This window comes from Mongoliitalea daihaiensis, from assembly GCF_021596945.1.
GTDB lineage: Bacteria > Bacteroidota > Bacteroidia > Cytophagales > Cyclobacteriaceae > Mongoliitalea > Mongoliitalea daihaiensis.
The window spans coordinates 1,634,301-1,654,886 of record NZ_CP063779.1 but is presented as its reverse complement, the minus strand read 5'-3'; the positions used below and the strand labels follow the sequence as shown (position 1 = coordinate 1,654,886).

Genomic DNA, 20,586 nt, shown 5'->3' with positions numbered 1-20,586 from the left:
ATTTCAGTGACATTTTACGAATATTTTAGCACGTTGGCGTATGACCTACGCTCCTATTCACCGGGTTGCTTCTTTTGGAAAGACAGCTTAGCAAAGAAGCATAAGCTGAGGCAGCTACTGGTATCATTCAACCTGACACACTTTAAATAAAACATGCTTTTTCTACTAATAAAGGACTGATCAGTCTTTATGGAAATGTTCCATTAAGCCAAAAATCTCCTTTCTTTTTAACCTTTGCTTTTTAATTTCATCAGGGATTTCAAGCCACCCACTTATTGGAATTTCTATTTCTAAAGAATTAGGGATAGGATAATAAAGAAGAATTGATGAAACAGAAACCTTTTCTTTACCAAATTCAACAATAAATCTAGTTCCTTTTTTTGAGGCGTAAGAACCTTGCCAACTTGACCCTTCTATTCGTTTTCCATTGTGCATAAATTGAAATTGAACAGATGTCCCCGACTTTAATCCAGAACTTTTCCCTATGACTTCTCCAACAGTGTATAACTTTTCATACGAATCATAATAAAGGTTCCATAGAAAAAAACCAACAAAACCAAGTAAAATGGATAGTAGTATTTTATTTTTCTCCTTCATTTTTTAGTGCTTGTTTGATTCCTGTTCCTATAGTATTTCGTAACGGACTATTGATATTGTTAAAAAATTTAATAACTGACTGATCAATGCCTGCATTATCCATTTTGTTTAAATGCCACCGATTAAACCGACCTATCAACATATCAGTAGCAAATTTCGCCTCGCTTTTCCCAAATCCTATAGTTGTAAGACCATTCTGCGGAGTATAGTCAAACATGGCCATGGCAACATATCCTGATTTCCCAAACAATCCCGCAAACCCAATATCCGCCAAATCCATTTGTGAAAAGTTCCCATTGAAAAGAAGGCTGTTTCCTGCCTGCCATGTGGCTTCTATTGTCATATCTACTCCTGTCTTGCTTGCCATTATCGGAGCCAAAGTCTCTATCAACATCGGACTTGCAGCAGCAACCAGCATGCTTCCCGTAACTCCATATTTCATCATTGCCCGGATGCCGTCAAGAAATTCTGTGTTTTGTGCGGCCATTGCCTGATTATAATGTAGATTCCTACCTTGATGGGAATAAATCCACTTTAGTTTTTGAAGACAATATCATACAATCCGAATAGTTCCGTCCTCTTCCTCCGATAAAGTTTAAGTTCGGGAGGAACTTCCTTCCACCCATCCAAAGGGATTTCAACCCTAACAGAATCTGGTATGGGATAATAAAATAAAGCTTTGGACAAATCCACTTTATCTTTTGCAAATTCGACAATATATCTATCACCTATCCTTATTTTATAGTCCCCAATACCTGTTCCGCCTTCATATTTACGGCCTTGATATGGATAGCTGAATTTAGCCAAAGTACCCGATTTCAATCCTGTTTGTTTTTTTTCAACTATACCTACTGTATACAACTTGTCGTAAGAATCATAATACAAGTTCCAAATCATAAAAGCCATTAACCCCAAGAAAAACCCTAAAAAAAGCTTTTGTTTATCACTCATCTTTCACTCCCTCCTTTATGCCAGTACCTACTGTATTTCTAAATGGGCTATTTTGCTATCTCATTGTGATTTAATCCTTGTGAAAGTATTCCCTTAATCCAAAATCTCCCTTTATTTTCAATCTATGCTTTTTTATTTCTTTAGGAATTTCTGTCCAACCTGATTCAGGAACTCCTATTTCCAATGAATCGGGAACGGGATAATATAAAAGGATTGAAGAAATAGATTGTTTTTTCTTTCCAAATTCAACAATAAATTTATCTCCTTTTTTTGCTGAATAATAACCCTTACCAGTTAATCCTGAATATTTTCTTCCATTATAATTAAATTCATATACTACTGAGGTTCCCGATGATTTCCCAGTTTGGGTACCAGTCACAGTCCCTATTGTATATATCTTCTCATAGGAATTATAATAGATATTCCAAAGTATTACACCAATAAAGCCTACTAATATAACTAAAAACAACTCCTTCTTATCACTCATCTTTTATTCCTTCTTTAATTCCTGTACCGACAGTCATTCTTAATGGATTGTTAACATTGTTGAAAAGGTGAATTACACTCTTTTCCACGTTTGCTGATTTCATAGCTCCAGTAAGGGTGCTATTAAAGCCTCCTATTGATAAATCAACAGCACCCTGTCCTAGTGTTTTATTTGGTCCACCTACATATCTATATTCCCCAGAAGCTGTATAATCAAACAACGCCATACCTACAAAACCAAATTTACTAAATGCCGCAAAGCCAATATCCGCAAAATCCATTGGGATAAATTCCCATTAAAAAGAAGACTGTTACCCGCCTGCCATGTGGCTTCTACTGTCATATCTATTCCTGTCTTGCTTGCCATTATCGGAGCCAAAGTCTCTATCAACATCGGATTAGCAGCCGCTGCCACTATGCTTCCAGTGATTCCAAAAGACACCATGGCACGGATTCCATCCAGATAGCCCGAATTTCTGGATTGTAGGGCTTCGCCTGGACTGTAATGAAGTATGCTCCCTCTATGAATCATTTGATTGGCCTGACCTAGTCCATACTTCTGTACCATATGACCTAAGTTCCTAAATACTGGATTGCTTCTTTTGGTTAATTGGTTCAGCAGAGCAGAATAATTAGGGACAGTTTCAGGAAGTCTTGTTCCACGTACTACTACTTCTTGAAGTTCCACACATCCATCACAATCGCCAGAAAGTCCTGTAGGGTCTTTGAATTTCAAAGGATTATTAAATCCAAATATCATCGGACTCACGGATGTGAACATATCGGAAAGTTTATCCATTCCCTGGAATCTGCCGATCGTTGGATCATACAACCTGTTGGGAGTCGAATACATGCCCAAATTCATATCATCAATCAAAAGACTTCCACCATTATACAGATAACGCTATACTCCTTGGCAATTTACCCAAATGCAATATAGAAAGGGAGAGCAAATATTGCAGCTATTATTACAACTATTAACCAATACTTTCTGAACCAATCTCTATAAACAAAGGGAGAAAGTAAGCAAATCAACAATACACCTGAGGGTATAACATATATAGAATCACTAATGGCCGACTTTAGTCGGACACTAGTGATTTAAAAATAAAAGATGAGTTGAACCGATAAAATGATAGCGGTTTTTTTGTGGCCAATCAACTCGAGTACCAATTTTTGATAGCATTTATTTTGTCCAGGATCTTCTGCAGCTGAACTTTGTGATAGCATTTTGTTAGTAAGTCGGTCCGTGGCCAGCCCTGATCAGCCGTTAACATGATAGCAATAAAAGACTTGTATTTAATTTTTGAATACTGTATATTTACACTATACAATAGCCCTATGATTAAAAGTATTAAACACAAAGCCTTAAAAAACTATTGGGTCAAGGGCGATAAAAGTAAACTCCCATCAACAATGGTAAGGAAGATTGAAACGATAATGGATATCATCGATAGTATCGATAAGGTTCCAGATGACCTTTACCCTTTCCCTGAATTAAGGCCACATCCCTTAAAAGGAAATAGAAAGGGAGACTGGTCTTTGGAAGTTTCAGGAAACTGGCGCATTACTTTCAATTTTGACAATGAAACTGGATCAGCATACGATTTGGATTTAGAAGACTATCACTAAACAAGAAACAAATGGAAAGGCATTTATCAACCTACATTCACCCAGGGAGAACCTTCCTGGAACAAATTATTAAACCCAATAAGCTTAAGATTGGAGAGGTCGCAGATCTTCTACAGGTGTCCAGGCTTACGGTATCTAAAATCGTAAATGAGAAAAGCGGTATTTCTCCGAATATTGCACTCAGAATACAAGAAGTATTTGGGGGCAATGCGGACATGTGGACTCGAATGCAGAACAAGTATGATATGGCTATGGCTTTGAAAGAATATAACCGAAATAAGCCAAAACTGAAAAAATTCGAGAGGGCAATTTGAAAAATGGATACTCATTAATATGAAAAGAAAAATGAAACTTTCCCATCCTGGGGAAATACTTAAAATGGAAATTGTTGAAGGTAGGAATTTGACTATCGGAAAAGCTGCTGAACTCTTGGATTTGACCCGTCCAACATTGTCCAATATATTGAACGGTAAAGCAGGTGTTACACCCAATGTAGCACCTATAATTGAGACTGTATTTGGCGGTTCAGCAAAGCTTTGGGTAAGACTACAGACATCTTATGATTTAGCAGTAGCTGATCAAAGCCTTGGCAATTAAAAAAGCTGTAAGGGGAAAAAATATTTCTTTACTGAATGCACACAAATGGCGGTAGCGCGTGCGGAACAGCCACGCAGGAGCAGGAGCGCCCGACAAAATAATTTTTATAGAAAAAGGAAAACTTTTTTCTTATTTATTTGAGTAAAAGACGGAAAAAAATCAAATTCTACGGAAAATAAATCTTCTTTCCCGTAGAATTTAATTAGTAAATAACTTGAATTGTCCCATTAAAAAGCTGATTAAAATTGCAGTTTATTAATCTTAAGGAATAATTATAAGTTCCTGTAGGCACCAATGCCCCTGTTCCATTAACCCTACCATTCCAAGATATTTATCCCCCAATAATTCCAGTTGTTCCGGTGCTTATAGTTTCATTTCTAGAAAAAACAGAAGCACCCCATCGGTTTACAATATTTAACTCGTAACGGTATGCATTTATAGGCCCGGTGCCACGAGCACTTGTCACAACAATCCATGTATCATTGATTCCATCATTATTTGGAGTGAAGGCATTAGGAATAAAAACATCAAACGCACCTTGAAGAATAGGAGCAATTGGAATGGATGCAGTCCCAAACACGTTACCGGTTACATCAATTACAGCACAGGAATATGTTGTTAGGGTACCTGGAGATACATTAATTGAATTCCCATTTCCCAAATTAGTAGAAGAGGGCGGATTTGAACTCCAAAAATACTGGTAATTCCCAGAACCGCCAGAAACACTGGCGGTTATTACTCGTGGTTGACAATTATTTGGTGCTACATTTATAGCACTTCATGTAACTGTTAACATAATAATTTAGGTTAGTATATAAATAATTAATTCATCTGTACCTAATTGTGATATTAAACCTTTCAATTCCTTCCCCAGTTGGGTCTATAGAAATTAAAAGCAAATTACCGTAAGCTCTTTCTGGAACAGTAACCTGAATAGAATCTGTATTTGAAAATAGCAGGGGGGTATAAGGGGCAATAGGACTTTCTTTTTCTGTAAATAAAATAGGATGTTGGTTAGCATCTGTGAAAAAAATTCCGTTATCGCTATCTTTTAAACCAAAGTTTTTCCCATAAATAGTTATTGTTTCTCCAGGTTCCGGATCAAATGGCGTAATCCTGGAAACTTGGGGAGCAGGTTTGCTTTTAATTTCATAAAGCCTAGAATATTCTCTAAATCCCTCTCTGTTTAGTGATAATATATAATTTCCAATAATGATATCTTTTGGAATTTGAAGGACAAGTAGTGAATCTTCTGCAATTTTCACTTCAATATTTCTGTTTCCTAATTTGCATATGTAGCTTTGAACATCTGTCCCAAATCCTTCTCCCAAAATCCTTATTTCCTCTCCTGGAATAGCATGTACCGGAGAAATCCCCTCAATATTGAACAATCCTAAAACAGGCTCCTCTTTGATATTGCAATTAGTGATAGCAAAGAAGACAGCAGATATAAAACCAGAAAATATGCGATTCATAAGTTTTCGATACGATAAGTATTAATTACTAAATATTTATATTATGCCTAATTCCATAGTATTATTCACACGTAATCATATGGATTTTGTTTTAAAAAAAGTCTAGTAACTTTCTTTTATTACTATGATAGCCGAATGTTTACGGGGTCAGGACCCAATGTTGTACTTAAAATTGAAACGGTATTTGGCGGTTCAGTAAAGCTTTGGTGATGATCTGGCAGTAAAATTTCGACTTTGGAGAAATTTGACATCCTAAAGGAGGAAAGATATTTTTGGTATGCATAAAACGCCCGAAAGGAGTTTTTGTATATCAAAAATACATCTTGCTTTTAGAAAAAAATCCCCCCTTTTAATATCTGTACCAATGAGTTATGATGATTATTTTTTAAGTGTAAAAATATAATACTCCCCATTTGTTGGACCAAAAGTATCAGTTGTTAAGTTAATTTATTTATTTGTTAATTGAAATTTAATTTCTTTTCTAAATTCGATTTATACCTATTTAAAACGCAATGAATTTAACCCTATCAATTCACATTGAAAAAAAACACTATCTATAACTTGCTTTTTAATTTATATATATATGCCAACGTAATTATAATTCATTAAAACCAATACAATTATGAATCTAAAATCGCTTTATGCCACAATGTTTGTTTTCGTTGCATTGATGTCAATTAACCTAGTTAATTTTAATTACCCATCAAAATTAAGTTTCGGAACCCTATTAGCTCAAGAACAAGTTTATGAAGCATGCCCTAATCAAGAAATTTATACTCATCATATGATGTAGTTACGAAGTTTTGTTTTAATTCAAATTCTTCAAAAACCTATGAAACATGCATGGATACCCTTTCGCATCAGTGCTGTCCAGGATTGAGCCTAGCACCTGAACCTTCTTGTTTAGGATAATTTTCAAAAAAAATTTTCTGAACAAATACAATTCCTTTTTAAAAAAGGAATTGTATCATTTAGGAAATCATAAATATTTTTAAAAATGAAAAAAAGACTTTCAAATATATACTTATCAATTGTATTATTATCAATTCCTCTTTCCTGTAAGCATCAAGCTGATACTATATCCTCAGATCATGAAATAGTCATAGATGTAGATGAGTCCATCAAGTTAACCTATTCAGATATATTCGAATCCCTTGAAATTATTCCTTTGGAATCCACTCATGAACTATTGGTTGGGGACATCGATCAAGTCCTATTTGCAGAAAACAGGATCTTCATTGTAGATGAAAACAAAACAAAGTCACTTTTTATTTTTGACGGATCAGGAAAATTAGTGAAACGAATAGAAAGTAAAGGTCTTGGACCTGGGGAGTTGTTTAAACCTACTTCAGCACAAGTTCTTGAGAATGACAATCAACTAGTCATTTTTGACGGTAGACAAGGCAAATGCATGTTTTATGACTATGATGGGAATTTTTTACATGAAATCAGATACACAGATTGGTTAGCTACCTATGATTGGATTTATCATAGAGGGCATTTCTATTTTTACAGCGAAAACGGAGAGGATTTCGAGGATAGACTTTTTAAAACAACAGTAGGAATGCAAACAGTATTGAGAATTAACACTTTTTTTAAAGGGGATGCAAAAATTATCAATGGTATGAAAAATGCTTATTTATATCCAACCTATGGTGGCTCCAGTCTTTTTTTTAATGAACGCAATTCCAACCGAATTCTTGAAATTCAAGAGGATGTTATCAAACGTCAGTATGTGTTCTCCTTTTCCAAAGACGAGTTTAAACCGGATCCCCAACGAGTTTATCAAGCCATAGATTTCACTAGAGAATTTTGGAGACAAGATCAATATGCATTAGGTGATGGATTAATTGACGGAAAAAGGATTTCGCTACTTTCTATTAACAAAGGCAGAGAATCAAAATTGGCCCTTTGGACAAAAGAAGACAATACGGTTAAAATTATAGAGGCCATTCAAAACGACATGGACCGATTAACACCAGACATCATAGGTTTGCATCGCTATTTTCGCGGCCCTGACGCATACGTTTGGGCAGCTTTTCCAAAGGAGTTGGAAGAGTTTGAAAAAACCTTCAGGCCAGGTCAAAACCTGTACTCCGAATTCGCTGAGCAATACGCTATAGGAGCTGACGATAATCCCATTTTGTTTGTATATTCATTCAAAAAGTAGCGTTAATTTGAAGATTTAACACCTAATTAAAATTCATATTTTTAGCTAAATTCATAAATCTTGTTTCAAATTTTTAGCTAAATTTATGAAGTTGACTTCAGGTATTTAGTTAAATTCTCTAAGATATTTCAGGAAACCTATCCGGAGTCAGCGTTTAAAGTCATAAGTCCAGAGATTTTTTATGAATTGGCGGGTTTGGGATAATTATCATATGATGAATAACTGTCTATTAGCCAGTTGGAAAACCTTCATGTTAAGATTTTCGATGTGAACAATTTTGATTAAATTTAACTATGGAAAAGGATATCGAAAAATCATTGCTAAAAGAACCCGATCTAAGCTATGGGCATTACACATATGCCGATTACCTGACTTGGGAAATGGAGGAAATGGTTGAATTGATCAAAGGAAAAGTTTTCAAGAAAGCGGCCGCTCCTAAAAGGATCCATCAATGGTTAACTGGAAATCTTCACACAGAGCTAAATATGTTTTTGAAAGGCAAAAAATGCCAAACATATATAGCTCCATTTGACGTCAGGCTTCCTGTGAACTCTAAAAATGACGATAAAATTTTTACAGTCGTCCAACCAGATATCTGCGTCGTATGTGATTTATGGAAATTAGATGAAAGAGGATGTTTAGGAGCCCCGGATTTGGTTGTGGAAGTTTTATCTCCTAGCAACAATCAAGTAGAACTTCGTCACAAATATGAAGTGTATGAAGAATCGGGTGTAAAAGAGTACTGGTTGGTAATCCCTGACAGTCAAACCCTCTTGATTTATTCCTTGGTCAATAGAAAATTCCAAGCTTCCCGCTTAATGACCACCGGAGACATCGCGCAGTCTTCAGTAATCCAAGGCTTTGAGCTAAATCTAGAGGAGTTTTTTGGGGAGTTTAAGTAAAAAAAATACCAATTTTTCCCCTCAGCTTCAGTCTCTTCGTGAGAAAATTTTCTTTACCTCCAAAAATATCAACCAATATCCGATATCCACCCCCAATTTCCCCCATCCTCAAAAATCATTTTGCCCCCTTCTCCAAATAGCCTTATCTTACCGATTCAAATATTTCATCTATGAAGAAACTATATACCCTTCTGTTAGTACTACTCATCAGCATACAGGTGATGGCGCAAAAAAGCCCGGAAGAATTCCTTGGTTATGCTTTAGGAGAACGATTCACTCCTCATCATCGAGTGGTGGCTTATTTTGAGCACCTAGCTTCCACTCTTCCAAATGTGCAATTGGTGCATTATGGAGAAACGTACGAACACAGACCCTTGTTTGTAGCAATTATCTCCAGCCCAGAGAATATGTCCAACTTGGAAAATATCCGCTTAGACAACCTGCGCCGTACAGGCATGCTTGAGGGAACACCTTCCACAGCGGTGGCCATGAACTGGATGCAGTACAATGTACACGGAAATGAGGCGGTGGCTACAGAAGCTGCCATGAAAACATTCTGGCAAGTGGCCAATCCTGCCAATGCAGAGGCTAAGGAATGGTTGAAAAATCAGGTATTGATCCTAGATCCTTGCGCCAATCCTGATGGAAAGGATCGCTACACGGTTTGGTATAACCAAAAACAAAACAAACGCCTACAACCAGACCCACAATCCATGGAGCACTTCGAGCCTTGGCCAGGTGGTAGACCTAATCACTACTTGATGGACTTGAATAGAGACTGGGCTTGGCAAACACAAAAAGAAACAGAGCAACGCATCCAATTATATCATCAGTGGATGCCTCATCTATTTGTAGATTTTCACGAGCAAGGGATCAACGAGCCTTTCTACTTTGCTCCTGCTGCTCAGCCCCTACATGAGCAAATCAGCCCATTCCAATTCGAATTCCAGACAATTTACGGTCAGCATACTGCTTCTAAATTTGACGAAAATGGCTGGTTTTACTTTACTAAAGAACGTTTTGACTTGCTTTATCCTGCCTATGGAGATACTTGGCCGACTTACAATGGTGCTATCGGTATGACCATTGAAAAAGGCGGATCGGGTCGTGCAGGACTAGGCATGTTGAATGCCTTGGGAGACACCGTTACTCTTACCGAGCGCATTGCCCATACACATGTAGCAGGTATTTCGGCTGTGGAAGTAGCTTCCAAAAACGCACAAAAACTGGCAGATGAGTTTGCCAAGTATTTCAAATCCAACAGCAGCAACCCAAGAGCCAAATACAAAAGTTTTGTTATCAAGGGCGACCAAAATCCTGAGCGCGTCAATGCTTTACTCAAGTTATTGGATAAAAATGGCATTCAGTACGGCTTTGCAGGTAACCGAACTGGTCTGAGAGGTTTGGATTATAACAGTGGGAAATCCGCAACATTCTCTACATCAGAAAAAGACATTGTGGTGAATGCTTATCAGCCAAAATCAGTACTAACGCAGATTCTCTTCGAACCAGAAGCTGTTTTAAAAGATAGCATCACCTATGACATCACTAGCTGGGCTTTGCCATATGCCTATGGTGTACAAGCCTATGCCATGGAAACCCGCTTAGATGCGGCTAAAAAATTCGAAAAACCAACATTCAATCCCAATTCAGTAAACGGCAAACCATTGGCATATCTTGCTCCATGGCATGCGACTGTGCATGCGAAGTTTTTGGCAGCCTTGATCAATGAAGGTATCCGTGTACGTTTTGCAGAATATCCATTTGAGATTGGAGGTCAATCCTATGCGGCAGGCACCTTGATTATCCACCGCAACGGCAATCAATACCTAGCCGATTACGATCAAAAAGTAGTGGACTTGGCCAATCAATTCCAAATCAACTTGACCGCTACCAACTCTGCCTATGTAGACAAGGGCAAGGACTTTGGATCTTCAGATGTACGACCAATTGTACAGCCTAAAGTTGCTTTGCTAGGCGGCACAGGGATTTCTTCCTTGAATTTCGGTGAAATCTGGTACTTCTTTGAGCAGGAGTTAGACTATCCACTGAGCATTTTGGAAGCCGATAATTTGGGCAGATTCGACCTGTCTTCGTACAATGTACTCATCATGCCTTCGAGCTGGGGTTCCTATTTGTCTGAAAATAACCTTAAGAAAGTCATGGACTGGGTTCGTGCAGGTGGAAAAATTATCGCCATAGAAAACGCTGTCAGCGCTTTTGCCGACAAAGCTGGTTTCTCACTCAGCCAATACGATACCGACGAAGAGAAAAAAACCGCTGAGAAGGAAGCAAAAGCCATTCAGACTGTTGAACGCTTGGAACCTTATCAGGAACGAGAGCGCATGGGCATCTCCACCACTGCTGCCGGCGCTATCTATCAATTACGCATAGACCAAACACACCCTTTAGGTTTCGGTTTGGGTGAAAATTTCTACACGCTTAAAAACAATGGTTCCCGTTATGCCTACTTGAATAATGGAGTCAACGTGGGAATTATCCCGAACTTAGATGCCTACAGATTTGGGTATATTGGTCACAAAATCAAACCAAAAATGGCTCAATCCATGGTATATGGTGTGGAAAATATGGGCAGAGGGCAAGTCGTATACATGGTGGATAACCCTATGTTCCGTTCCTTCTGGGAAAATGGCAAGCTGTTGATGGCGAATGCGGTGTTTTTGGTAGGACAGTAAGAGAGCAAAAGGATGAAGGAGGAGGGATGAAGGATGAATGTGAAATATGCTTGCGCGAAATAATGTTGATATATGCCTCCTACCTTTGGTAGACAGGATCGGCGAAATATTAGGGGCATGTGAAGAATAAAATTATTCTTAAAACATGTCAAATAGTTTCCAAAGGAGACAGAGATGAAGAATGAGTAAAACCATGAAGGGATTAAGGTTCATTAAGATCCTCCTTAATTTCCTTAATCCCTTAATGGTAAATTCATCACAAACGGAAGGCTAGAAGTACCCGTTCAAAAATACTTTCTAAAAAAGTTTTCGGACCATGGATGCATACAGGCAAACTGAAATTGAAAATCAGCATAGGTATCCATAAATAATTGATATTTTTTATGTTTAGCCATTCGTTCATCAAACTTAGCTTCTATCGCTATTGGTGGATGTTCATCCGGTAGAACAAAGTCAATCTCCTTCCCATCAGCTGTTCGCCAAAATCGGATTCCATCCAGCCCAAACTTATCCACCAACAAACGGAAGACGGCTTGTTCCCAGATTTCCCCCTTATCCAAGCGTTGTTGGATTGGCGTAAAGTTATTGAGTAGGGAATTTCGTAATCCTGCATCTAGTAAATATCCCTTTGGCATTTTAACCAGTTCCTTTCTCAGATTGGCATAAAAAGGCCGAATCAGGGAAATATGAAAACACTTTTCCATCACCCCAATATAATTTTGAATAGTCTCATTTCTGGACTGTAAGGTATTGCTCAATTCATTAATGTTAACCAACTGACCTGTCTGAGAAGCCAACAATTGAAAGAGCCGATAGAATACAATTTCATTCTGAACTCCTGATTCAATGATATCTCTTTCCTGTTTTGTGCGATGGGACACCCACGCTAAATTTTCATAATAACTGAGATAAGTTCTTGCTGTTCCTCGGTTGGTTTAAGCGGTATAGTTGTATAAGTTTTTGAATCTGGAAGGAAAACTTTTATCTGATACATGTTTTTTGTCAGCTCTATTGCTCTTGTTGCAGAAAAACCCGCTTTAGATATTTTTAACATTCTTTCTAGCTCCTTGAAAACTGCATAAGACACAAAACAGATACAGATGTGTGTTTCTATTCTTCTTGGTATACGGTGATAAATAGGTCTTATTCTGATATCAGTTTTACTTATTCGGAAAGCTTTCTCGATATGCCACAGGTTTCCATATGCTGCAATGACTTCAACTGGCTTCATAGACGTGTTTGTCAGATAGCCCTTCAAACCGTCCCATCTAGCATCCATTTCATATTTAGTGTAATCGATAGCTACTTTTATTTCTGATTCCAACTTGAGGTATTTGTTATACCCTCTGTTATTGATGCTATTTTTATCTAGTTTCCCGTTTTTAACCTTTTTTTCAAGCTTTTAAGGCCCTTTTCCCGATTATGAGAATCCTTCTTCCTCCGTTTTTCTGAAAAGCTCACAATAAGCCTATAACCATCCTTTTTCACTTCCCTTGGTTTGTCTTCGGTAACCTCCAGTTGTTGGATTTTATTTTTGATTTCAGCACTTTCATTCTTGATTTTACCTCCTAGGACAAACTTGTACCCATTGCTGATGAGTGCATCGATATTGGTCGATGACAGTAAACCTGCATCAGCAATCACAATAGGTTTGTCAATAGAAAACTTCTTTTCAATATTCTTCAATACAGGAATAAGTGTATGCCCTTCATAAGTGCTTCCTTCAAAATATCATACCCCAAGGGGTAGCCATCAGGTCCTACTAGCAACCCTAATTTGATCTGGGGATGCTGATGCTTGCCGTCTTTTGAATAGCCTATTTTCCGTAAATCATCTTCATCTGGCACCTCGAAGTATAACGTAGTCATATCGTAAAAAATAAGGCCGATATTCCCCCCTAAAATATCCTTGAAGTGTTTAAATGTCAACGCTTCAATCCTATCTTTATAATTTCTATGGATCTTATCCATATACCGATAGATGGAATAAACGCTGATTTCCTTGTTCTTGAACCTGGCAAGATAATCGATGGTTTTCAGCTTGGATCCAGGATAAACAAGCCTAGACATGATCAGGTCTCTGAAAAGCTCATCTAATCCGATAGTGTGATACCCTATTGACTCATAAACCTTTCCAAGAATATTATCAGGACCAATAAGCTCTATTTCGCTATTACTTACATTGGAAAGCACAGATTTTAGGTTGGTATCCCTATCATTGGAAAACAGGGAAGCCTGACCCTTCATTTTCTCAATTTCAAGTAAGGCCTGCCTTTCAAGGAGAACAAGCTCTGATTCATCAAAAGAACTGCCTAATGACTTGACAACTTTATTGATTCTGCCTACTTTTTGGATAATCTGTACACTAAAGCTACCGCTAGAATTCCTTTTACGTCTCACAAACATAAACTAAAAATAATCCGAGACACCCAAAAACACAAAATCAATCGAAATAATCCATTAAATTTCAATGACTTAATTTTGAACTAAAGTGTGCCCGCACAAAACAGGAGAATACAATTTCATTCTGAACTCCTGATTCAATGATATCTCTTTTAACAAAAGAATCCCTTATTTCTTTGAGCATTTCAATTTTTTCAGGAATTGATTTTTCAGAAATGACGGCAGGGTATCCTCCATAAAGCATAAACCCTTCCCATTCCAGTTGCAACTCATGTAATCTTAGACTCTTCGCATGATGCTGACTTTTAATCCGAGCAACTTCCTCCCAGAGTTCACCTTTCCCATTTAAGTGCAAATACTCTTCAAAATCACAGGTGAATAGATTAAAAATCCGCTTTCTACCAGCTAATGAATCATTGAATGTTGAGTCAATATAAAAAGCACTACTGCCACTAGCTACTATCTTTACTAAATGATTGTATTCATCAAACAAAAGTTTTAGAAAATTGGACGGGTCAGATAGGTATTGAATTTCATCGAGAAAAACAATGGTTTTAACTTCCTGATTTGGGAGATAAGCCAAAAGGTTGAGAGGATTGGCATCCAATTCTGCCAAGAGCATTTTATTCTCTAAATTTATAAATATTTCGGGTATGCCGTTTTGCTTACAATGTTTTCGCAAATCATTCAAAAGTGTAGTTTTACCCGTCTGCCTGGCACCGGTCAGTATCGTGAATTCTTTCTTTGAAAGATGCTGTACAAGCTTGTTAAATAACTTCCTAATCATTGAGATTTAATGTCCAAACACCAATATTAGTAAAATTATCCGATAATTTACCTATTACGCTAGTAAAATTATCCGATAATTTACCTATCGTACTAGTAAAATTATCTGATTTTCCTCTGCGCGTAATTATCTCCACTAGCCTGATAGTACTTAAGCGCAAAAAAATTACCCCTATATTCTCACATTAAATTTTTGATTTTTTAAGTTCAGATGTGTTTTTCGACCTTAAAAGTAATGTAGGAACATCCACCTGACATTAAAATTTAAAAAATTTAAGGTAAACCACATTCCTAAAACAATTTTTTGTTTCTCAATTATTTCATTAACTTTTTAGTCTCAAACCTGAGGCTTTATGAAATATACTCCCGCACTTTTCTTGCTCCTTTCACTTTCCCTTGCCTGCAATCCTTCGACGGAATCCAAAATAGATTTTAATCAAATCACCATTACCATGGATACGGTAATGGTCGACCCTGGAGAAGATATTATCAATCTACGAACAGGACTTTGGAACAGTGCTCTTACTGAAGACGGCTCTAAACTTTATCTTTTTGACCCACAGTCTTCCAGTTTGGATGTTATAGATTTGAATCAACTGGTTCTGGAAAAGAAAATACCATTCGAACAAGAAGGTCCAAACGGGACTGGTTCTTTTGTAACATGGATGGGTATATTGGACAAGGAACATATCTTTTTGGCCAATTTCTCAGAAATAGGTCTATTTGATTTGCAGGGCAACAAGCTTCGCAGCTATACCTTCACAAAGGAGAATTTTGATGATCTAGAAGATGGTACCAATTTTTACAGAAAATCCTTGGCTTCGCATGATGGCAACATTCTTTGGGGCATGTTAGGCAGTATGATGAGAGAAGAGGAAGTTTTTACTAAAGTTGATTTTGAACAAAAACACATCAAAGAAATCAAACTCCCTGGAAAAGAATTGCTCCAAGACTATCCTTTGACCTTGAAAATGGAAAATATGAATGGTGTGATGCCTTCTGTGAAAACCGTAAGTAGAGCTGAGAGTACATTAATCTTATCCAATTCCGCATATGCTAACTTATTTGTCATCGACACCCAGTCAGACAGTGCTTATCAAATAGACTACAGCCCCAAACTCACTGCCAAAGGAAAAAAGGGTGGCTACCCGTCCGAAGTGGATTCTGAACAGCGCTTTAGAGAGGTGTCAGAGCAAATTCACGCTGAAATCAACTTCATGGCACCCATTTGGGATGCTCAAAACAGTCGGTTTTACAGGTTTTCTTTTGAAACCAGTCCCACGGGGGTTTATGATGGCCCACTTTTCAAAATGCCAGAGAATAGGCCCATATCAGCAGTTTATCTCAGCATATTTGACGAAAACTTGACTCTAATCGGAGAAACATTGACCGATCTGACAGTTGCCCCAACCTATGCCTTCGTGAAAGATGGTGTCATTTGGATTTATATAAATATAGATGATGAGCTAGGTTTTGTAAAAATGAAAATCAACTAAGAGCCTTGTGAATAAACGTATATCAATCCTAATTTTATCTGCCCTCTTATTAGCTTCCTGTGAGCGTCAATCTACGGGTAGCCAAGAAAGCATTTCAAAAGTTACCATCGACACCGTGCTAGTTGACTCAGGTGATGAGATACTAATGGCTGCTTCCAATATGTTTCTTAGTGGATTTTCTCAGGACTACTCCAAGCTATATCATTACATCAATGCAAGTGGCGAGCTAGAGGTAATTGACCTAAATCAACTGAAATTAGAGAAAAAACTGAAAGTAGAAAAAGAAGGCCCTGATGGGGTGGGCATGGTCAATTGGTTTGACTTCTGGAACGATAGCATCTTTGTATTCTATAATTTCAACAGGATAGAATTACTAACCACACATTTGACAAAAGCTTCTTCAGTAAATCTTAGAAATTCAGCATTAGGCAAGGAAGCCCTTGGAGAAGGATATATGTTTCAAAATACGTTTACTTTGTTGGACAGGCCTAATCAACTATTATCCGCAGTCACCGCTCTTAACAGTGATTTGCTTCACCTCGCTTTCTTGGATTTTGAAAACGAAACCGTTGATATCATTAATAATGATGAGCTTTTGGAAATCAACGACTACAGCGTCATTTTTAAAGAAGGCAGAAATACCCGATCGATTATTCAACCTGTAGGAATGCTTTATTGGAATACGTTGGCGTATATATTCAATCAGGCCAACAACAAAATATTCAGCTATGATCCTGAATCAAAGCAACTATCAAGCGTCCATGTAGAAGAAGGCCAAGTCAAAGGAACTAAAAGCAAGACCTATAGACTAGAAACAGATTCTTGGGATGAATTTCGAAACCAAGTAAGTGTATTGGATGAAGAACTCAAATTCAACAGGCTTGTTCATGACCCTACATCCAATGAATTTTATAGAATAGCCTATCATAAGACCAAACCTGCACATGAAGATAACCCTGCACGATGGGATGCCTATCTGTTGAAGTACGATAAGAATTTTAAGCTCTTAGCAGAGGTCAAAATCCTTGATAATACTCATACAGCACCGGATTTTTCAGATTATTTTATAAAGGATGGGAAGTTGTGGCTTAGAGTAAACATCAACGATGAACTGGGTTTTGTAAGATTTCATGTAAACTAACCTGCTCATATCACCTCCACGTCAAAGGCCCCATTGACGATTTCCCCATTGATTTTTACCTGTATCCAAATACGATAATCTCCCGGTTGGGGAAAAGCATAGGGAAATCTGACCATGCTGTGAGCTTCATGCGCTGGATCATCCACATACGTGGTGTGGACCATATCCCCCATTAAAAGACTGTCTCGTGCAGTATCAGGCAAAGCATCCAAATAAGCAAGCACTCGATCTACACTATCCATAAAAGTCAATTTACCCGGCAAATTACTGAAGCCTGTCTTCCCAGTTTCGAATCGCTCCAAGAGCATTTGCTGGGAACCCATAGAATAGGTACCTGTGGGGTGTAAATGAATAAAAACCGACCCATCGTGTTTCAACACAACTGCATGCCCCATCATTCCTAGATAGGATTCCAGCTGTGCTGCTTGACCATCGGCATCAAAGAGGGCAAAATCTAAGCTATACAAACGCCCTGCCTCAAATTTACCCGTCTCTGTCTCCCAAATAGCAGAATAGCCTCCCGGTAAATCCGTTTTTATCCCCGGTTTACCACATACCATAATATCTCCATCCAATAATAACGGCTTGTTGCCAACTGGATTGGAATAGGTGTAGGTGTCATCCCTTCCTAATTGTACTATCCGATTACTGGCTAATTGAAAATTGCTGGTTTCAGGGATGATCAAGTCAGACACTATCGTCTCTGCAAAGCCTGTATAGCGGGTGATATCTGCAAACACATGATATGCTCCTGCAGGTAATGGAGGCAGTTGTACCTCATAATTCAAGGAATCTATTCTCTTAGGATGTAAGTGTGCAAATACGTCCAAATCGTTTTTTCGAATCAAAAACAAGTGCATCAACTTCCCATGGTCAGGCACCATATAACTCAGTTGCCTGGTAATAGCACCGTATTTTAACTCGGTAGAATCCACTTTTAGGTGTAGGTAATTTCCATCCGCCTTTTCCACCCAAGAACTTGTTCCACTAAATGGTTGGTACAGCCTTTCATTATACAAGCGAGCTTCCGCATCCCACCAAGCCTTGCCTCCCCATAAAAGTAAGCCTACCACTACCGCACCAACTGCTGTTCCAATTACTCGTTTACGTTGCCCTTTTTGATTTCTTGCTTCCCCTGGCTGACGAATACTATCGCCCATTGCTGAGGCAAAAATCGTCACTAGTAAAATGACTAGAAATACCCCCAGTCCAGTCAATACCATTCCCAGTTCCTGAGGCATGTCCTTTTGGGCAGTTGGCATTGCCATGATAGGAACCACCACCTCATACTTTTCAGCACCTTTGGTTAAAATAAGCTGAACACTCGAGGCCCCCATCTGCATAAACCACAATTCCCCTTCGTACTTTCCAGGTTCGTCCAAAACAGGCTTTAAAGGATCCGCTGTAGGTGTGCCTTGTAGTCCAGCACTCCAATATACTGGCCTCGCTTCCAGCTGTATATCCGTTGGATTATCAGGTAAAATGACAGAAACGATGGCAATACCTGGGATCACATCAGGAGGGGCCACATTAGCCAACACGCGATAATCACCCATCATCCCTTCAAAGATGACACCAGGACTTCCAACATGGCCCATGCTTAGGTAAGCAAAAGCAAGGATTCCAAATAAGCCTATAAATTTATTCCGAATCATCTTTTCACCTGTTTCATCCAGTTTCCCCATGACAAGCCAACTCTTGACGAAATAGCTGCAATCGGTAAAGCAATCAAAAGCCCTTTTACCAAAGACCAACCCGTATCTACGTATTCAGGATGGAAATTGTAACGTATGAAAGAATCCGGTGGAGTCATGTAAGCCCAGGATGACCTTCCAAAAAACCAACCTCGAGCAGCTTCTGTCTGTAGGAATTCAGCAAAATACCACTGGGCTGGAACAAAAAGAAGTAAGAAAACTACAGCCAACAAACCCGCTAGCAACCATTTATTCATTTTTTTGGATCTCATAAGTACCAAATCTATTCCGATGGCAGGCACTATCAACAGAACAGGAAAATGATAGGGCTGCATATGCGTAATGAAGTTGTAAATAGGACTCAATAAAGGCTCAGCGGGAAAAAATGGCAAGATCCAAACCATCGCTGCCATGATAAAAGTATAGGATGCTGCCATCTTGGTACATGCCCATGGATAGGGGGCTGCATAAGTCACAGAAACCATAAATAAGGGAAATGCTAATGCTGCTATTTGATACATCAAGACTCCATGCATTCGGAAAGTCCAAAAGTATTGGGAAACTAAAACATACACCATGGTTAATAAAATCCCTGCTGTCAACGCAAACATCCATTGTAAATGAAGACCAGCCTTAGCTGTCACTGCATCTTTCAACCTGTTTTGCAGGGCTGTCACAGATATCATCGCACCAAATTGAATCATAATCATGCCCAAACCCAACAACACATGTGGGGGAGAAAGAATCTGTACATCCAAGCCATATGTATTGTGCCACCAATCATCAAAAGGAGCAGAGGTCAGCATAGCAAATGCTCCCCAAATACAAAACATGGCACCCAAGGACCCATGAAAAATCCCCCAGAACCTGATCGCTTGAGATTTTTCTTCTGTACTACTCCAAAAACTTGTTTTCAATACCTTGATTCCTGAAAACACTCCTGCAATCAATGCTCCTACGTAAATCGCAATATGGGGAGGTGAAAATAAGCCATCTCTTCCCACACTCATATGCCAAGATATATCCCATATCAATCCAATGACAATACAGAGAGAAGCAAACACAGATGCGTAAACATAGATAGGAATCAATCGAGTCGACTCCTTAACATCAGAAGCTACTTTTTCTTCTGTCAAAACGGCTGTTATTGCGTATGTTTTCATAGTGAAAAGATTTACCGAAATATAATCAATTGTTTTAAAGGAAGAAAAAAGAAGAGACTCGCATTCAATGACTAGTATTTTTTTCGGACCCTTTGGAGAATATGTAACTTAAACTATTTACCATGAAATTCGAAATTCAAATCTTCATTTTTCATGGTAAAAATTAAAACTACACAAAACCACTTGTAGAATCAGAATTAAGCCTAATAACTTAAAAAAATGGCACTATAAAGCATTTTTTGAAGTTTTGTAGTAGTCAAAAGAAAGAATTGATGTATTCCTACACTTTGATTTTTTGACCTTATTCGAGTAATTACATGCTAATTGTAGAAATTATTATCTGCTGCTTCATGAGGAAGTTGCATGTTTTTATATTTTCTGTTTATGAAGTACCTAAA

At 38.1% G+C, this 20,586-nt stretch carries 20 protein-coding genes and 1 pseudogene; 8 read left to right on the top strand and 13 right to left on the bottom strand.

Going from position 1 to position 20,586, the window contains the following annotated elements; genetic code table 11:
- Positions 1 to 180: 180 nt before the first annotated feature.
- The 6 genes from IPZ59_RS06995 to IPZ59_RS06970 all read right to left on the bottom strand — a co-directional run bounded on the left by IPZ59_RS06995 (position 181) and on the right by IPZ59_RS06970 (position 2,899).
- On the bottom strand, positions 181 to 597 hold the full coding sequence (locus IPZ59_RS06995) for a hypothetical protein (RefSeq protein WP_236139158.1): 417 nt from the start codon (positions 595 to 597) through the stop codon (positions 181 to 183).
- On the bottom strand, positions 581 to 1,084 hold the full coding sequence (locus IPZ59_RS06990; protein WP_236139157.1) for a hypothetical protein: 504 nt from the start codon (positions 1,082 to 1,084) through the stop codon (positions 581 to 583). The genes IPZ59_RS06995 and IPZ59_RS06990 overlap by 17 nt, the downstream gene beginning before the upstream one ends.
- A 47-nt stretch (positions 1,085 to 1,131) precedes the next feature.
- On the bottom strand, positions 1,132 to 1,548 hold the full coding sequence (locus tag IPZ59_RS06985; protein WP_236139156.1) for a hypothetical protein: 417 nt from the start codon (positions 1,546 to 1,548) through the stop codon (positions 1,132 to 1,134).
- A gap of 70 nt (positions 1,549 to 1,618) precedes the next feature.
- Positions 1,619 to 2,035 (bottom strand): hypothetical protein, encoded by a 417-nt coding sequence (locus IPZ59_RS06980; RefSeq protein ID WP_236139155.1) that lies wholly within the window; start codon positions 2,033 to 2,035, stop codon positions 1,619 to 1,621.
- Positions 2,028 to 2,315 (bottom strand): hypothetical protein, encoded by a 288-nt coding sequence (locus tag IPZ59_RS06975; protein ID WP_236139154.1) that lies wholly within the window; start codon positions 2,313 to 2,315, stop codon positions 2,028 to 2,030. The genes IPZ59_RS06980 and IPZ59_RS06975 overlap by 8 nt, the downstream gene beginning before the upstream one ends.
- The gene (locus tag IPZ59_RS06970; RefSeq protein WP_236139153.1) at positions 2,264 to 2,899 is read right to left on the bottom strand and encodes a hypothetical protein; all 636 of its coding nucleotides are present in this window, start codon (positions 2,897 to 2,899) and stop codon (positions 2,264 to 2,266) included. The genes IPZ59_RS06975 and IPZ59_RS06970 overlap by 52 nt, the downstream gene beginning before the upstream one ends.
- Before the next feature lie 410 nt (positions 2,900 to 3,309).
- Here IPZ59_RS06970 and IPZ59_RS06965 point away from each other — a divergent pair, with 410 nt between their 5' ends.
- Genes IPZ59_RS06965 through IPZ59_RS06955 form a run of 3 tightly spaced genes read left to right on the top strand, consistent with a single transcriptional unit; the run spans position 3,310 to position 4,263 of the window.
- Positions 3,310 to 3,666 carry a type II toxin-antitoxin system RelE/ParE family toxin gene (locus IPZ59_RS06965; protein WP_317208043.1) on the top strand — a complete coding sequence of 119 codons (357 nt, stop codon included), beginning with the start codon at positions 3,310 to 3,312 and terminating at the stop codon, positions 3,664 to 3,666.
- A gap of 11 nt (positions 3,667 to 3,677) precedes the next feature.
- Positions 3,678 to 3,980 carry a HigA family addiction module antitoxin gene (locus IPZ59_RS06960; RefSeq protein WP_236139152.1) on the top strand — a complete coding sequence of 101 codons (303 nt, stop codon included), beginning with the start codon at positions 3,678 to 3,680 and terminating at the stop codon, positions 3,978 to 3,980.
- Positions 3,981 to 3,999: 19 nt separating this feature from the next.
- Positions 4,000 to 4,263 carry a HigA family addiction module antitoxin gene (locus IPZ59_RS06955; RefSeq protein WP_236139151.1) on the top strand — a complete coding sequence of 88 codons (264 nt, stop codon included), beginning with the start codon at positions 4,000 to 4,002 and terminating at the stop codon, positions 4,261 to 4,263.
- 331 nt (positions 4,264 to 4,594) lie between these two features.
- Here IPZ59_RS06955 and IPZ59_RS06950 read toward each other — a convergent pair whose 3' ends face one another.
- Positions 4,595 to 4,924, bottom strand: coding sequence for a T9SS type B sorting domain-containing protein (locus tag IPZ59_RS06950; RefSeq protein ID WP_236139150.1), 330 nt, complete (start codon positions 4,922 to 4,924; stop codon positions 4,595 to 4,597).
- A gap of 166 nt (positions 4,925 to 5,090) precedes the next feature.
- Complete coding sequence (locus IPZ59_RS06945; RefSeq protein WP_236139149.1) at positions 5,091 to 5,738, bottom strand: IPT/TIG domain-containing protein; 648 nt, start codon at positions 5,736 to 5,738, stop codon at positions 5,091 to 5,093.
- Between the two features lie 997 nt (positions 5,739 to 6,735).
- On the opposite strand from IPZ59_RS06945, the gene IPZ59_RS06940 reads away from it, so the two are divergent.
- The 3 genes from IPZ59_RS06940 (at position 6,736) to IPZ59_RS06930 (ending at position 11,506) form a co-directional block, all read left to right on the top strand.
- A complete protein-coding gene (locus tag IPZ59_RS06940; RefSeq protein WP_236139148.1) occupies positions 6,736 to 7,908 on the top strand; it encodes a 6-bladed beta-propeller in 1,173 nt (390 codons plus the stop codon).
- Between the two features lie 293 nt (positions 7,909 to 8,201).
- The gene (locus IPZ59_RS06935) at positions 8,202 to 8,810 is read left to right on the top strand and encodes a Uma2 family endonuclease (protein WP_236139147.1); all 609 of its coding nucleotides are present in this window, start codon (positions 8,202 to 8,204) and stop codon (positions 8,808 to 8,810) included.
- 170 nt (positions 8,811 to 8,980) lie between these two features.
- Positions 8,981 to 11,506: a M14 family metallopeptidase gene (locus IPZ59_RS06930; protein ID WP_236139146.1), complete on the top strand. Its 2,526-nt coding sequence runs from the start codon at positions 8,981 to 8,983 to the stop codon at positions 11,504 to 11,506.
- Positions 11,507 to 11,790: 284 nt separating this feature from the next.
- Here the strand turns inward: IPZ59_RS06930 and IPZ59_RS06925 are convergent, their stop codons facing one another.
- The 3 genes and pseudogenes from IPZ59_RS06925 to IPZ59_RS06905 all read right to left on the bottom strand — a co-directional run bounded on the left by IPZ59_RS06925 (position 11,791) and on the right by IPZ59_RS06905 (position 14,695).
- Positions 11,791 to 12,387: an ATP-binding protein gene (locus IPZ59_RS06925; protein WP_236139145.1), complete on the bottom strand. Its 597-nt coding sequence runs from the start codon at positions 12,385 to 12,387 to the stop codon at positions 11,791 to 11,793.
- A 5-nt stretch (positions 12,388 to 12,392) separates the two neighbouring features.
- Positions 12,393 to 13,911, bottom strand: a pseudogene (locus tag IPZ59_RS20375) (IS1634 family transposase).
- A 61-nt stretch (positions 13,912 to 13,972) separates the two neighbouring features.
- Positions 13,973 to 14,695, bottom strand: coding sequence for an ATP-binding protein (locus tag IPZ59_RS06905; protein ID WP_236139144.1), 723 nt, complete (start codon positions 14,693 to 14,695; stop codon positions 13,973 to 13,975).
- 352 nt (positions 14,696 to 15,047) lie between these two features.
- Between IPZ59_RS06905 and IPZ59_RS06900 the strand changes: the two genes are divergently transcribed.
- Both IPZ59_RS06900 and IPZ59_RS06895 read left to right on the top strand, forming a co-directional pair.
- Positions 15,048 to 16,190, top strand: a complete 1,143-nt coding sequence (locus tag IPZ59_RS06900) for a DUF4221 family protein (RefSeq protein ID WP_236139143.1) — start codon at positions 15,048 to 15,050, stop codon at positions 16,188 to 16,190.
- 7 nt (positions 16,191 to 16,197) lie between these two features.
- A complete protein-coding gene (locus tag IPZ59_RS06895) occupies positions 16,198 to 17,331 on the top strand; it encodes a DUF4221 family protein (protein ID WP_236139142.1) in 1,134 nt (377 codons plus the stop codon).
- 5 nt (positions 17,332 to 17,336) lie between these two features.
- Here the strand turns inward: IPZ59_RS06895 and IPZ59_RS06890 are convergent, their stop codons facing one another.
- Both IPZ59_RS06890 and IPZ59_RS06885 read right to left on the bottom strand, forming a co-directional pair.
- Entirely contained in the window at positions 17,337 to 19,016 is a 1,680-nt protein-coding gene (locus tag IPZ59_RS06890; RefSeq protein WP_236139141.1) for a hypothetical protein, read from the bottom strand.
- Entirely contained in the window at positions 18,983 to 20,188 is a 1,206-nt protein-coding gene (locus tag IPZ59_RS06885) for a hypothetical protein (protein ID WP_236139140.1), read from the bottom strand. The genes IPZ59_RS06890 and IPZ59_RS06885 overlap by 34 nt, the downstream gene beginning before the upstream one ends.
- Positions 20,189 to 20,586 lie beyond the last annotated feature (398 nt).

Bases quoted from the DNA above. Each gene is read 5' to 3' on its own strand.
- IPZ59_RS06955 (WP_236139151.1), top strand. From the start codon at position 4,000: ATGAAAAGAAAAATGAAACTTTCCCATCCTGGGGAAATACTTAAAATG.
- IPZ59_RS06970 (WP_236139153.1), bottom strand. From the start codon at position 2,899: ATGAATTTGGGCATGTATTCGACTCCCAACAGGTTGTATGATCCAACG.
- IPZ59_RS06990 (WP_236139157.1), bottom strand. From the start codon at position 1,084: ATGGCCGCACAAAACACAGAATTTCTTGACGGCATCCGGGCAATGATG.
- IPZ59_RS06980 (WP_236139155.1), bottom strand. From the start codon at position 2,035: ATGAGTGATAAGAAGGAGTTGTTTTTAGTTATATTAGTAGGCTTTATT.
- IPZ59_RS06905 (WP_236139144.1), bottom strand. From the start codon at position 14,695: ATGATTAGGAAGTTATTTAACAAGCTTGTACAGCATCTTTCAAAGAAA.
- IPZ59_RS06930 (WP_236139146.1), top strand. From the start codon at position 8,981: ATGAAGAAACTATATACCCTTCTGTTAGTACTACTCATCAGCATACAG.
- IPZ59_RS06935 (WP_236139147.1), top strand. From the start codon at position 8,202: ATGGAAAAGGATATCGAAAAATCATTGCTAAAAGAACCCGATCTAAGC.
- IPZ59_RS06995 (WP_236139158.1), bottom strand. From the start codon at position 597: ATGAAGGAGAAAAATAAAATACTACTATCCATTTTACTTGGTTTTGTT.
- IPZ59_RS06965 (WP_317208043.1), top strand. From the start codon at position 3,310: ATGATAGCAATAAAAGACTTGTATTTAATTTTTGAATACTGTATATTT.
- IPZ59_RS06900 (WP_236139143.1), top strand. From the start codon at position 15,048: ATGAAATATACTCCCGCACTTTTCTTGCTCCTTTCACTTTCCCTTGCC.
- IPZ59_RS06885 (WP_236139140.1), bottom strand. From the start codon at position 20,188: ATGAAAACATACGCAATAACAGCCGTTTTGACAGAAGAAAAAGTAGCT.
- IPZ59_RS06975 (WP_236139154.1), bottom strand. From the start codon at position 2,315: ATGGATTTTGCGGATATTGGCTTTGCGGCATTTAGTAAATTTGGTTTT.
- IPZ59_RS06945 (WP_236139149.1), bottom strand. From the start codon at position 5,738: ATGAATCGCATATTTTCTGGTTTTATATCTGCTGTCTTCTTTGCTATC.
- IPZ59_RS06890 (WP_236139141.1), bottom strand. From the start codon at position 19,016: ATGGGGAAACTGGATGAAACAGGTGAAAAGATGATTCGGAATAAATTT.
- IPZ59_RS06960 (WP_236139152.1), top strand. From the start codon at position 3,678: ATGGAAAGGCATTTATCAACCTACATTCACCCAGGGAGAACCTTCCTG.
- IPZ59_RS06940 (WP_236139148.1), top strand. From the start codon at position 6,736: ATGAAAAAAAGACTTTCAAATATATACTTATCAATTGTATTATTATCA.
- IPZ59_RS06985 (WP_236139156.1), bottom strand. From the start codon at position 1,548: ATGAGTGATAAACAAAAGCTTTTTTTAGGGTTTTTCTTGGGGTTAATG.